This window comes from Anaerotalea alkaliphila (assembly GCF_010179735.1).
Lineage (GTDB): Bacteria > Bacillota > Clostridia > Lachnospirales > Vallitaleaceae > Anaerotalea > Anaerotalea alkaliphila.
The window spans coordinates 36,749-49,288 of sequence record NZ_JAAEEH010000008.1 but is presented as its reverse complement, the minus strand read 5'-3'; the positions used below and the strand labels follow the sequence as shown (position 1 = coordinate 49,288).

The window sequence follows — 12,540 nt, the reverse complement described above, 5'->3', positions numbered from 1 at the left end:
GTTCATCTCCTTCATTTATTGGATGTGAACAGGTCGTGGATGTAATCCACGCTGTCGGTGGTGCGCACCTTTTCCACGGTTTCCATTTTTTCCATGACTGTTGCCAGGTTGGCCAGGATGCTGATGTGCTCGTTGCCGATGCCGGCGATGCCGATGACCACATAGGCCAGGTCGTCCTCGAACTTGACCCCTTGCGGGAACTGCAGGATGCAGATGCCAGTCTTTAGAATCTTCTTCTTGGCCTCCCCCACTCCGTGGGGGATGGCCACGCCGTTGCCGATGTAGGTGGTCAGGTCGGCTTCCCTTTGGAGCATGGCGTCGATGTAGGATTCCTCCACATAGCCGCTGTCCACCAGCAGGCGGCCCGCCATGCGGATGGCCTCCTCCTTCTCCATGGGAGGCAGGTTCAGCAGGATGTTCTTCTTCTGCAGGACCTCCACCTTCCCTTCGGCCGGGGCTTCAGCAGCCTTGGCCGGTGCCGCTTCCACGGGCTCGGCCGATGGTGCCCCCTGTGCGGGAGCCGCTTCCTTGGCCGCCGCAAGCCTCTCCACCAGAGCGTCGTAGGCGGGGGCGTTCAGGAAATCCTCGATGGGGATGTGCTCCGCCAAGGGAGAGGATTCCTTCGCCCTCTGGAGCAGGTTCTTGTGCACGATGACCACCTGGGCGTCCTTGGGGATGTTCTCGATGGCCTCGTTCACCACTTCCACCGTCAGCCCCCTGGCCTTCAGCTTGTTCCGCAGCTTGCTGGCGCCCATGGCGCTGGATCCCATGCCCGCATCGCAGGCGAAGACGATCTTCTTCACTGGGCCTCTTCCGCTTTGCTTCATGTCCTTGATTTCCTGTCTTGCCATGTCCAGGTCCTGTTCCGAGACCAGGGTCTTGTCCATTTTCAGGATGACGGAGCCTACCAGGAAGGAGACCGCCGTCGCCGAAGCCACGCCCAGAATCACGCCCAGCAGGTTCCCCCGGGGGGCCATGGCCATCAGTGCGAAGATGCTGCCAGGAGAGGGGGTCGCCACCAGTCCGACGCCGAAAAGCGAGAAGGTGAAGACGCCGGTGGCGCCGCCTGCGATGACCGCCAGGAGCAGTTTGGGCTTCATCAGGATGTAGGGGAAATAGATCTCATGGATGCCTCCGAGAAAATGGATGATGATGGCGCCGGGAGCCGACTGCCGGATGGAGCCTTTGGCGAACATCCAGTAGGCCAGCAGCACGCCCAGGCCGGGACCCGGGTTTGTTTCCAGCAGGAAGAAGATGGATTTTCCCGTCTCCTGCACCCCTTGGATCCCCAGGGGGCCCAGGATGCCGTGGTTGATGGCGTTGTTCAGGAACAGCACCTTGGCCGGCTCGATGATCACCGAAGCCAGGGGAAGCAGGTTGGCGGCAACGATCCTTTCCAGTCCGCCCGCCAGGAGGGCGTTCAGGCTTTCCACCACCGGACCCACGCCCAGGAAGCCGCCGATGGCCAGGAGCATGCCCAGGATTCCGGCGCTGAAGTTGTTCACCAGCATTTCGAATCCCGCGGGCACTTTCCCCACGAAGAAAGCGTCCGTCTTCTTGATCGCCAGGCCTGCAATGGGTCCCACGATCATGGCGCCCATCAGCATGGGGATGCTGCCGCCGACGATCACGCCGGTGGTGGCCACGGCGCCCAGCACGCCACCCCTGTTTCCGCCCACGATTTCTCCGCCCTTGAAGCCGATCAGCAGGGGCAGCAGGTAGGTGATGATGGGGCCCACCATTTTTGCCAGGTTCTCGTTGGGCCACCATCCGGTGGGTATGAAGAATGCGGTCAGGAATCCCCAGGCGATGAACGCCGCGATGTTGGGCATCACCATGCCGCTGAGCAGCCTTCCGGTTTTTTGTATCGTCGTCTTCATCATTTCATCTCCATTTTTTGTCGGTAGAATCCGAGCAGCAGCCTGCTCAAATGGTTTTCCAGTGTTTCTTGCATTCCCTCCCGCATGCCCGTGGAGAATTCCTCCTCCTCCACGATGCCCCGGGTGATTTCACTTAGGATCTCCAAGCCCGGTTTGGGTTCGTCTCGGGGAGCCAGCAGGACCGCCATGGTCCTTACAGGCACGGTCTTCCCTTTGGTGTTGGCCACCTCCCGTTCCCGTCCCAGCCGCAGCACGGCGAAGCGGATCCGGTCCACTCCTTCGGACCGGCAATGCAGGATCATGATGCCCTTGCTCTCCAGGATGGTGCTCCCCTGGGCTTCCCTTTGCAGCAGGTCCTCCCGGAGCCGGGCCACCTTGTCCCCCCCTTCTCCTTCTGCAGCGAAGGTTTCCGCAGCCAGGGCGATGACGCTTTCCATGTCCCCGCCGTCCACACCTTCCATGAGGCGGAAGCCCTCCAGCAGCCCCATGATCTTCTTGTGGTAAAGTCCCAAGCGCCGGAGGGTGCTGTAGGCATCCTGCTCCCGGTAGGCCGGCGCGTCCATGCTGGACGGTAGTCCGCAGCGGATGAAATCCTGGAGCTTCTTCTGCTCCTCCTCATCCAGGAAGGGGCCCACCACCAGCACCGGGATGTCCATTCCGGGTATGGGCAGGGTGGAAACAATCAGGTCCACACCTTTTTCATGGAGGCTGTCCCTGTCGATGTTGACCGTGGAGATCACGTCCACCACATCGATGTTCCCGAACTCCTTCTCGATCCGGGTGGAGAGCATCCTGGATACGGCGATGCCGCTGGCGCAGGCCACCGCCACCCTAAACTTCGTGAGGTTTTTCCTCCGGTTCTGCTCCAGGGCGGCTCCGATGTGCATGGCGATGTAGGCAACCTCCGCCGGAGGGATCTGGATCTTTTCCTGGACCTCGATGGCCCGGGCGCATTTCTGGGCGATCCGGGTGAGTTTCGGGTACAGGGTTTCGATGTCCTTCTGCAGGGGATTCCGGATTTCCATGTTGTGCCGGATCCTTGTGATGGCCGGACCCAGATGCCGGACCAGTCCCACCAGCAACCGTTCGTTTTCCTCCAGATACTGGCCTGTCTCCTCTTCCGCGATCCGCATGATTTCCTTGCCGATCCGGATCAGCCGGAAGTCCTGGGTCATGGAGATGCCGGCGATGTCCGACTGGGTGGCCCTGCTTCGGCCTCCTTGGAGGTGCATGGCGATGTACCCCGCCTCTTCCTCCGGCATCCGGATCCCCACCGTCTCCGCGATGGGTTCGACCAGCTCCCTGGCGATGGCGTATTCCCTGGACTGTTTCAGCTGTTCCAGGATGGCGGGGTCCATGGTGATCTGCTCGTCGCCCCTGATCCTCTGGATGGCGATGGCCAGATGCACCACCAGGGCGGTGAAGGCGTCGTCGGCCAGCTTGTAGCCGATCCTTGCCTCCATCTGCCGCACCACCTCTTCCAGCAGGGGGATCAGCTCCACGTCGATCAGATGGAGCAGCCGCTCCTGGATCTGCACGTCCATGGAATCCTCATCGTACTCCACGGCCAAATCTTCCTGGAGCTTCTGCAGGAACATCTTGTGGAGGCGGGCCTGGTCGATGTTGTCGTAGAAGAGGGAGATGCCCGCCCTGCGGATGTCCTTTTCCTCCCCCGTGATGTAGATTCCCAGCCCCGGCTTGCGTTCCAGCCGGATGTCGAACCGGGCCAGCCAGCTTTCCACCTCGTTCAGGTCGTGGCTGAGGGTCCCTTCGGTCACACCCAGCAGGCTGGCGAAATAGTAGAGCTTGGTGATTTTCTGCTTCAGCATCAGTTCCCCGAGGATGATGGTTTTCCTCTGCTCGGGGGTGTACTCCTTGTCCACCTTCTCCAGTTGGAGCAGGGAGCGCAGCCGCTCCTTCTGCTCCAACGTCAGGACCAGCTGCACGCCGGACCCCTTCTTCACCTCCAGAAGGAAGCCGTTTTGGGAGAGCCATTTTTCCGCCGTCGGCAGTTCCCTGAGGACGGTGCGGGCGCTGATGCCCATCCGGTCACCAATCCATTGCACGGTCACGAACGCGTCCCCGCTTCCCAGAAGGCACTGGATGATTTGCTTGGTCCTTGCGCTGATCTTCATTGCCCCACCTCCTTCCGAAGATGCCTACCCTATTTCTTGAGCCGCTCGATCAGGCTGTCGTACTGCTTAGCGTCCATGAAGTTGGTGATGGAGATGTGTTCCGCGTCCGGCACCTTGCCTCTGGCCCGGGCCGTCAGACTTTCGTGGGTCACCACCAGCTGGGCGTCCGCAGGGATCTCGTCGACGGCCTTGTGCACCACGCTGATGGGAAGCCCCTCCCGCTTCAGCTTGTTCCTGAGGGTTGTGGCGCCCATGGCGCTGGACCCCATCCCCGCGTCGCAGGCGAAGATGATGGACTGGACCTTGAGCGCTTTTGCCGTTTCGGAGGGGGCGGGTGTCGCCTGCTCCTGCTTCTTGCCCTTCAGTTCCTTCATTGCACCTTTTGCCTGTTCCAGTTCCTCCATGCCGTCCTTTTCGGCGGATCCCTTGACGAAGACGGATGCCACCAGGAAGCTGACCGCGGTGGAGACCAGGACTCCGAGGACGACCGGGACGAAGCCGCCTCTGGGGGTCATTGCCATCAGGGCCACGAAGCTGCCGGGAGAGGGGGTGGCCACCAGTCCTGCGTTCAGGAGGTTGAAGGTGAATACGCCGCTGGCGCCTCCGGCGATGACGGCCAGCAACAGGACGGGCTTCATCAATACATAGGGGAAGTATATTTCATGGATGCCCCCCAGGAAGTGGATGATCACCGCACCGGGGGCGGACTGTCTAACCATTCCCTTGCTGAACACCCAGTAGGCCAGCAGGATCCCCATTCCGGGACCGGGGTTCGTTTCCAACAGGAAGAAGATGGATTGGCCGGTTTCCGTGGCCTGCTGGATCCCCATGGGGCCCAGGACGCCGTGGTTGATCGCGTTGTTGAGGAAAAGGATCTTTGCGGGCTCGATGAAGACGGATGTCAGGGGGAAGAGTCCCTGGTTGACCAGCACTTCCACCCCCGCCCGGAGGGCGTCGTTCAGGATCAGGACCACCGGGCCGATGCCCAGGAATCCCAGCACGGCCAGGAGCATACCCACGATGCCGGCCGAGAAGTTGTTGACCAGCATTTCGAATCCTGCGGGCACCTTGCCCGACATTCCCTCGTCGGCTTTCTTGATCATGTAGCCTCCCAGGGGGCCCATGATCATGGAGCCCAGGATCATGGGGATGTCCGCCCCTACGATGACGCCCATGGTGGCCACCGCTCCGATGACGCCGCCACGGACACCTGCGATGCTTTTGCCGCCAGTGTAGCCGATCAGCAGGGGAAGCAGGTAGACGATCATGGGGCCCACCAGCTGGGCCAGGTTCTCGTTGGGTGTCCATCCCGTGGGTATGAAGAAGGCCGTGATCAGCCCCCAGGCGATGAAGGCCCCGATATTGGGCATCACCATGCCGCTCAGGAACCGTCCGAACTTCTGGACGCCTTGCTGCGTTTCCGTCCTTGCCACTCCCTTGTTTTCCAGGACAGTTGTTGACATACGCTATTCCTCCTTATGGATCTCTCTGCGGTGCGTGCTCCAGGCTCCGGATCCTGGGATTGCATTTTTCTCCTGCGCATCCGTTTCTTGCGCTTAAGTCAATTGTACGCCTGCGGGTGCACAATCTCAAGCAAAAGACCTGTAAGGTTGTCACTTGGGGAAGGTGACAGAACTGAAAAGAGGTGCCCTGCACCGTCCGCAGACGGTGCAGGGCACCTCTTTTGTTTCTCGCCATCACTGATGGCTTATGGATGCAGGATGGTCATCAGCCCGCTTTTTACGCGGCCACCCGCACCCGGTTGATGGCAACCTTGAGCTGGGGCACCGTCAGCAGCAGGAGGGTGAACATCCCTTCCACACCCAGGTAGGAGATGTTGTAGACCACGGAATACGCCAGCGGGTTCCACCCTTCCGGGGTGTACATGGCGAAGAAGGCCAGTCCCGAAAGCACATGCATCAGGAACCTTCCCAGCATTCCCACAATGACGCCCATGTACAGGCCGCCGGGGCGTCTGCCCACCAGGCCGGAGAGCCCCAGCATCCCGAAGGCCAGCGGGTAGTCCAGAAGCAGCTGGATGGGATGGACCACGTAGGGGTCCGCAATCAGCTGCAGCAGGCCATAGGTGACTCCGGCCAGGATCCCCTGGGCGGTGCCGTACCAGTAGCCGATCAGGACGATGAAGAGCATGCTGAACAGGGTGACCGAGCCCCCGAAGGGCATCCTAAAGACACGGACATAGGAAAGGGCCATGGCCAGGGCGATGCAGATGGCCGATACCACCATGGCCTTCACGCTGTTCCTGTCCTGTTTGCGCGTCACACCAGCGATGGCCAGAAGCCCCAGCAGCGCGGCCAGGGCCGTGACGATCTGTCCCGTGAGGGATGTGAAGAATGTCTGCATGAAATCGTACATAAAAAAACCTCCTATTGTGGGTTCCATAGGAAGGCAAGAGTAGACCGCTTCCCTACGCCGGCATGACCCGGATCAGGTTCAAAGGGTTGTTCTCAGCCTTGTGGCTCCCCTAGCGAAAATGGTATGATTGTATCCATGTCTATTATAGGGGAATGCAGGGAAATGTCAAGTCCCCCTTTCCCTTGCGTGCGTCCCTCCCCCAGGGATTCCTCCTGGAACCGGATTGACTTTTCCCTTTTTTTGAAGGATAATGGTGCATATGAGAGCACCTTTTTGTGCGACTTTGATGAACTTCATCATTTTACCGACCGTAGAAAGAAGGAATCAATATGCGCTTTGTGGAACTGAAGAAGGCCGGAATCGACATTTCCGTCGTGGGCCTGGGGACGAATTTCGTGGGCGGCCACAACCTGTACAACAATGTCAGCGAGGATGCGGGGATCCGCCTGACCAAGACCGCCCTGGAGCTGGGGATCAACTACTTCGACACTGCGGACGCCTACGGGCTGGGACGCTCCGAGGAACTGCTGGGACAGGTGCTGAAGGGCCGCCGTTCGGAAGCGGTGGTGGCCACCAAGGGCGGCATCCAGTGGTTCGAGGATGGCAGCACACGGATGAACAACCGGCCCGCCTACCTCCGGCAAGCCCTGGAGGACAGCCTCCGGCGGCTCATGACCGACCATGTGGACATCTACTACATCCACTGGCCGGACAACGAGACCCCTGTGGCCGAGGCGGTGGGCGAGGTCATGCGGCTGAAGGAGGAGGGTAAGGTCCGGGCCATCGGCGTCTCCAACTTCTCCCTGGAGCAGCTGAAGGAGGCCGTGGGCGCCGGGGACATCGACCTGACCCAGCTCCCCTACAGCATGCTGGACCGGGCAATCGAGAAGGACCTGCTGCCCTTCTGTGTGGAGCAGGGGATTTCCGTGGCTCCCTACGGACCTCTGGCCTACGGCATCCTGGGAGGCCGGTACGGCAAGGACTTCAAGCTGGACCCCAAGGACTGGCGAAACGGCATCCCCCTGTTCAAGCCGGAGAACTTCCAGGAGAACCTCCGCAAGGCCGACGCGCTGAAGGAGATGGCCAGGACGAAGGGCACCATCCCTCCCAACCTGGCCCTGGCCTGGCTGCTGCACCAGGAGGGGATCGATGCGGTAATCCCCGGGGCCAAGACCCCGGAGCAGGTGATCGAGAACGCCAAGGCTGCGGATGTCCTGCTCTCTGGAGCCGAACTGGACGCCATCGGCGGGATTCTGGGATAATGGAACGCGGGGACGGTTCTTCTGTACCATTTTGATGGTACAGAAGAACCGTCCCCGCGTTCCAATCCGTCCGAGACCGCTGAAGCTTTTCGGTTCTTCAGGTCCGTTCTTCAGGCCTGTCGACCTTTCCATGACCTATTGGTTCAGCAGCATCCCTTCGACCGTTTCCAGCAGGAAGGCGGCCGTTCCCGTCGGAATCCTGTTGCCGTCCAGCGCCTGCACCTGGGAGGAGAACGCCCCGGCCAGCTGGACCAGGTTCTCCTTGCCCTGCAGCAGGCCGTTCTCCATGGCTGCGATCTTGGCCAGAAGGCTGGTCTTGATGCCGGCGACGGCGTCCATGTTCTCCACCGTTTCCCGCAGGGTTCCCAAGGTTTGGGTGTTCACGCCGAAGGGCTGGGTGAAGCTGATGCCGCCCTCGCCGACCAGCTGGGCCCTCACGTAGCTGTTCACATGCTCCTCATGGTCGTTCAGGTCGATGGACGCTCCCGTGGCGATGACTTCACCGTCGGCGATCCACTGGATCGTGTGGTAATTGTCGCCCTGGATGGTGATGGCGTTCTCCTGCTGGTCCACCCGGATGTCCTCGATGACGGGCGCGGACCCTTGGGCCACGAAGCCGATCCCCAGCTCCCTCTTGGCCACCTTCGCAACCGCGTAGAAGGTTCCGTTTTCCATGGCGGCGCGTACGTTTTCCTCGCTGTTCTCCGGCATCAGCAGCATGTTGAAGCTGTATCCCACGGCCGCCGTGCTGTGGGCGTCGTCATTGGAGAAGCCCCAGACGTTCCTGCGCTCCGGCATGGTCACCTGCAGGATGCTGTCCCAAAGGATCCTGTCGCTGACGGAGTCCCCGTCCTTCTTGTTTATGATCTCCATGCCCACCAGGGAGTTGTACTTGAAGAACAGGTCGGTGTACTTGGCGACCACCGCCGGATTCTTGGAGATGATTTCCCCTTGCTCGAAGGAGGCGCTCCTCGCACCCGTGTACCGTCCCGGATGGTTGATATGGGAGAGGCCGCCCAAGGCCTCCGCCGTAGCCACGCTCTGCTCCAGGGTGTCTCCGGGGGCGTTGTTGAAGTCGGCCCAGAAGGTGTTCAGATGGTCGTGGCGGGACTGCTCGTTGCTGTAAGGGATGGCCACCATGCCCCTGCCGTCCCTGTCGACGCCGGCGGTGATTTCCGCCAGACGCCCGGTGGTCAGGTAGGGCCTGTTCTCCGGCCTGTCCGTCCTGTCCCAGGTGGTGTTGGTGAAGTTGTGGTCCGTCACGGCCAGCACGTCATAGCCCTTGCTGTAGTACTCCTCGATCATGGCCTGGGGGGTTGCGTTTCCGTCGCTTTCGATGGTGTGGGAATGGAATTCCGTCTTGTACTGTCCAAAGCTGTCCCAGTCCACGCTGGCGTAGGGGTTTAGGATGTGGTAGTCGGTCTCTCCCGCAGGGGCTGCGGCAAAGACGTCCTGGGCGGCGCCCATGGCTGTGGATGCAAGCAGTGTCAGGGAAAGGGCCAGGGAAATCGTTCTCTTCCGGTTCATAACCATAGTACTCTCTTCTCCTTCGTTCCTTTGGTGCTGTGGATTCTGTCTACACCTAGAAAAATAGCACACCCCCGTTAGGCCAGGGTGTGCTCGAAGTTAAAGGCCGGTTAAGGACCGGTTATGGTTCGGTTCCGGCTTCGTTTCCGACGCCTGTTTCTGTTCCACTCAAATCCCCGCCACCCACCGGAGGAAACGCAGGAGCCAGTGCACCGGGGTCCCCCGGGCCTCCACGGCCCCCTGGGGGCAGACATGGAGGCAGCGGTAGCAGCGGATGCAGCGGTCAGGGTCCACCAGGACCCGTTCCCCCTCCTTTCGGATGGCATCCACCGGACAGGCCCGGATGCAGTCCCCGCAGCGGGTGCATTTGCTTTGCACCACCACTGGGGTGACATAGGTCTGGGTCACCAGGATGCTGTCCTTTTTCTTCCGGAGGGGCAGGGGACCTTTGACAAGCCGTCTGAAAAGCAGGAGGGGCACATCCCCTTCCACCGCGATCGCTTCCGAGGAATCCAGGAGCCCCCGCTCCCTGGCCCGGACCAGGTAGGAAATGTCGTCGGGATCGTAGCCCATGATCCTGCAGGCCACCGCATCCAGCGCAGGAGCGCTGGTGGAAGCCAGGATCCGGGATGCCTTCAGTGGCCTGCCTAGGGCGGAAGGCCCTCCGTCCAGGGCGTAGATGGCGTCCATGACCGAAAGGGCGGGTTTGACCGCCACGAGAACGTCCAGCAACACGTCGGAAAGGGCGAAATCATTCTCTGTCCAGATGTGCACCAGCTGCTTGTAGCCTCCCGGCAGGCAGCCCAGCAGATTCTTGACCGCTCCGGACAGGCGCATGCCGCTGTGGGTCTTCAGCTTGCAGACATCCACCACCAGGTCCGCCTCCAGAAGGACCTTGGGGAGATACAAGGTTGGGGGGCCGGTTCCGCAGACGGGTACCGGCACCAGCTCCTCCTCCTCGAAGGCCACCAGCCTGGCGCCGTATTTCTCGGCAACCCGGTTGATGCCCGTGGTCTCGAAGGCGCGCCTTGTGAGCCCGTCCTGGTAGAAGGCGATGGAATCCCCGATAAGGATGCTGCATTCGTGCTCCTTCAGCAGCCTGCAAAGCCCGTCCACCACGGCAAAATGGGTGACGGTGTGCTGTTCGGGCCTGTTCTGGGACATGATGTTCGGCTTGAGGAAAACCGTTTTTCCCCGGGGCACCTGGAAACCGATTTCCTTCAGGGCCTCCTTCAGGGAAAGGTACACCTCCCCCAGCTCATAGGAATTGCATTCCACTGCGGATACCTTGGCCACTGGCGCCACCCTCCTTTCCTTACTCCTAGAATTCCATGTACTTTTTGACGATCCCCTTGTCCAGCAGGGACCGGGAGACCAGGAGCAGCAACCGGGACCGGGCCTTGTCCTTGGCCACAATGTACCTGTCCCTGGGCTTCTTCACCCAGAGCAGCTCCCCGATCCTGGCGGCTGCGGCGGCCGGGTCCATCCCCGCGTTGCCTCCCTCGACGAAGGTCTCCTTGAAACGCTGGAGGCTCTTCTTGTACTTCTCCTGCACGAAGGAGGTGTCCTGGCGCTTGGCCTTGTTCCAGATGGGGGTGGCCACGGCCGCCGGCTCCACCAGGATGGTCTCCACACCCCAGGGCTTCATCTCCCTGCGGAGGGAGTCGCAGAAACCTTCCAAAGCGTGTTTGGAAGCTGCATAGGGGGACAGAAAAGGCATGGCGATCCTGCCCGCCAGGGAGCCCACGACAAGGATCCTGCCCTTGTCCCTTTCCAGCTGGGGGATCATGGCCTGGACGACCGCCACCGTCCCGAAGAAGTTGATTTCAAAGGATTCCCTGTAGATGTCCATGGGCAGGTCCTCCACCGGTCCTCCCAGGGCCACCCCCGCATTGGCCACCACCGCCTTCAGCCGGACGCCCCGCCGGTTGCAGAGGTCTTTGGCGAACCGGCAGAACTCCTCCACTTCGGCGGGCTTGCGCAGGTCCATCTTCCGCACGTGGATCCGGGGGTCTTTGGGGAAGGGATTGGTTTCCAGATAGGAAGCCGCCACGACGCACCCCTTCCGCAGGAGCACCTTCACCAGCTCCTTCCCGATTCCTGTATCGCATCCGGTGACCACCACCAGTCTTGCCGGTCTTTTCACGACAAATCACACTCCTTTGTTCTTTGCGCTTCTTTCTTCCATCATACTCCTAAATCTCCCGTCTGAAAAGACCTTACTGGAAGGCGTCCGGCGTCATGGAATCATGGCATCACACCGCGCACCAGCTGGGTGATGGTCCGGTTCGCCGGGGTGGGGATACCCAGGATCTCCCCTTCCCGGACGACGGCCCCGTTCATCCGGTCGATTTCGGTCGTCCTCCCCCGCTCCACATCCTGGAGCATGGAGGAGCGGTTGTGGGCCGTCTTTCGGCAGACTTCCCTGGCGTAGGCCACCGGGTCCGGATGGAGCAGGGTGATGCCCTTGGCCCGGGCCACCGCCTCCCCTTCCCGGACCAGATGCTCCAGGAGGTCTGCGGTGTCCGGATGCTCCAGCAGCTGGCCGTTGGTCCTGCGGGTCAGGGCTGTAAGCCCGTTGATCCCCACGTTCACCAGCAGCTTGTCCCAGAGGAGGGCCGCCACGTCCCCGGTGGTTCGGGTCTGGATGCCCGCCTCCTCCAGGAGGGCCGCGGTGTCCCGAAGGAGGACGTCCTCCGACTGCTCCATGCGGCCGATCCAGGTGGTCCCATCCCCTCCATGCAGGATGCGGCCGGGCTCCGCCAGCCGGGCCCCCTGGGCGGTGGTGCCTGCTAGGATCCGGGAAGGGGGCAGGAAGGCCGCCAGGTCCTCCATGTTCCCCAGACCGTTCTGCAGGGTCAGGACCACGGTCCCCTTCCCGAAAATCCCACGGTTTTCAAGTACCGCTCCCTGTGTGTCCCCCGCCTTCACCAGCACCAGCACCAGGTCCGCCGGTCCCAAAGGATCTCCCGGCAGGGACACCTGCAGGTTTCTGTACAACCGGCACTCCCCTTCCCTCTCGACCAAAAGCCCTTCCTTGCGGATCTTGTCCAGATGCTCCCGGTTCCTTCCAATAAGGTGCACCTTGTTCCCTGCCGAAGACAACAGGGCGCCGAACAGGCTCCCCATGGCTCCCGCACCCAGCACGGCGATGGTTTTTTGTGCCTTTGGTGCCAGGCACTGTGGACATGTGTCCACAGTGCCTGGCACCGCTTCTGTTGCAGCCATTCATTCTCCCCCTTCCACGAACTTTCTGTATCGCTCTCTTCTGTTGTTTGGAAAGAATCCCAGGTGGTTCCCCCTGGTGATGATATGGTACATGGCTCCAGGATACCATACCCTTCGCATTCTTCCCATAGG

At 61.2% G+C, this 12,540-nt stretch carries 10 protein-coding genes and 1 riboswitch; of the genes, 1 reads left to right on the top strand and 9 read right to left on the bottom strand.

Annotated elements, in window-relative coordinates:
- Nucleotides 1-11 precede the first annotated feature (11 nt).
- From GXN74_RS04415 to thiT, 4 genes are all read right to left on the bottom strand, one after another.
- Nucleotides 12-1,880 carry a PTS mannitol transporter subunit IICBA gene (locus tag GXN74_RS04415; RefSeq protein WP_212505702.1) on the bottom strand — a complete coding sequence of 623 codons (1,869 nt, stop codon included), beginning with the start codon at nucleotides 1,878-1,880 and terminating at the stop codon, nucleotides 12-14.
- Entirely contained in the window at nucleotides 1,880-4,015 is a 2,136-nt protein-coding gene (locus GXN74_RS04410; protein WP_162369716.1) for a BglG family transcription antiterminator, read from the bottom strand. Before GXN74_RS04410 ends, GXN74_RS04415 begins: the two co-directional genes overlap by 1 nt.
- A 29-nt stretch (nucleotides 4,016-4,044) precedes the next feature.
- Nucleotides 4,045-5,478: a PTS mannitol transporter subunit IIBC gene (locus tag GXN74_RS04405; protein WP_162369715.1), complete on the bottom strand. Its 1,434-nt coding sequence runs from the start codon at nucleotides 5,476-5,478 to the stop codon at nucleotides 4,045-4,047.
- A gap of 277 nt (nucleotides 5,479-5,755) precedes the next feature.
- Complete coding sequence (thiT, locus tag GXN74_RS04400) at nucleotides 5,756-6,391, bottom strand: energy-coupled thiamine transporter ThiT (RefSeq protein WP_246208585.1); 636 nt, start codon at nucleotides 6,389-6,391, stop codon at nucleotides 5,756-5,758.
- Between the two features lie 32 nt (nucleotides 6,392-6,423).
- Nucleotides 6,424-6,512, bottom strand: a riboswitch (TPP riboswitch).
- A 208-nt stretch (nucleotides 6,513-6,720) separates the two neighbouring features.
- Between thiT and GXN74_RS04395 the strand changes: the two genes are divergently transcribed.
- Nucleotides 6,721-7,653 (top strand): aldo/keto reductase, encoded by a 933-nt coding sequence (locus GXN74_RS04395; RefSeq protein WP_162369714.1) that lies wholly within the window; start codon nucleotides 6,721-6,723, stop codon nucleotides 7,651-7,653.
- 135 nt (nucleotides 7,654-7,788) lie between these two features.
- Here the strand turns inward: GXN74_RS04395 and GXN74_RS04390 are convergent, their stop codons facing one another.
- From GXN74_RS04390 to GXN74_RS14695, 5 genes are all read right to left on the bottom strand, one after another.
- Nucleotides 7,789-9,180 carry a CehA/McbA family metallohydrolase domain-containing protein gene (locus GXN74_RS04390; protein ID WP_162369713.1) on the bottom strand — a complete coding sequence of 464 codons (1,392 nt, stop codon included), beginning with the start codon at nucleotides 9,178-9,180 and terminating at the stop codon, nucleotides 7,789-7,791.
- Between the two features lie 168 nt (nucleotides 9,181-9,348).
- Nucleotides 9,349-10,476 carry a DUF362 domain-containing protein gene (locus GXN74_RS04385; protein ID WP_162369712.1) on the bottom strand — a complete coding sequence of 376 codons (1,128 nt, stop codon included), beginning with the start codon at nucleotides 10,474-10,476 and terminating at the stop codon, nucleotides 9,349-9,351.
- 25 nt (nucleotides 10,477-10,501) lie between these two features.
- Nucleotides 10,502-11,326 carry an SDR family NAD(P)-dependent oxidoreductase gene (locus GXN74_RS04380; protein WP_162369711.1) on the bottom strand — a complete coding sequence of 275 codons (825 nt, stop codon included), beginning with the start codon at nucleotides 11,324-11,326 and terminating at the stop codon, nucleotides 10,502-10,504.
- Nucleotides 11,327-11,427: 101 nt separating this feature from the next.
- Nucleotides 11,428-12,408, bottom strand: coding sequence for a ketopantoate reductase family protein (locus tag GXN74_RS04375; RefSeq protein ID WP_162369710.1), 981 nt, complete (start codon nucleotides 12,406-12,408; stop codon nucleotides 11,428-11,430).
- Nucleotides 12,409-12,537 (bottom strand): hypothetical protein, encoded by a 129-nt coding sequence (locus GXN74_RS14695; protein WP_281355205.1) that lies wholly within the window; start codon nucleotides 12,535-12,537, stop codon nucleotides 12,409-12,411. It abuts the gene before it with no gap.
- Nucleotides 12,538-12,540: the final 3 nt, after the last annotated feature.

Coding starts and splice junctions, on each gene's coding strand:
- thiT (WP_246208585.1), bottom strand. CDS start 6,391: ATGTACGATTTCATGCAGACATTCTTCACATCCCTCACGGGACAGATC.
- GXN74_RS14695 (WP_281355205.1), bottom strand. CDS start 12,537: ATGGGAAGAATGCGAAGGGTATGGTATCCTGGAGCCATGTACCATATC.
- GXN74_RS04410 (WP_162369716.1), bottom strand. CDS start 4,015: ATGAAGATCAGCGCAAGGACCAAGCAAATCATCCAGTGCCTTCTGGGA.
- GXN74_RS04375 (WP_162369710.1), bottom strand. CDS start 12,408: ATGGCTGCAACAGAAGCGGTGCCAGGCACTGTGGACACATGTCCACAG.
- GXN74_RS04390 (WP_162369713.1), bottom strand. CDS start 9,180: ATGAACCGGAAGAGAACGATTTCCCTGGCCCTTTCCCTGACACTGCTT.
- GXN74_RS04405 (WP_162369715.1), bottom strand. CDS start 5,478: ATGTCAACAACTGTCCTGGAAAACAAGGGAGTGGCAAGGACGGAAACG.
- GXN74_RS04415 (WP_212505702.1), bottom strand. CDS start 1,880: ATGAAGACGACGATACAAAAAACCGGAAGGCTGCTCAGCGGCATGGTG.
- GXN74_RS04395 (WP_162369714.1), top strand. CDS start 6,721: ATGCGCTTTGTGGAACTGAAGAAGGCCGGAATCGACATTTCCGTCGTG.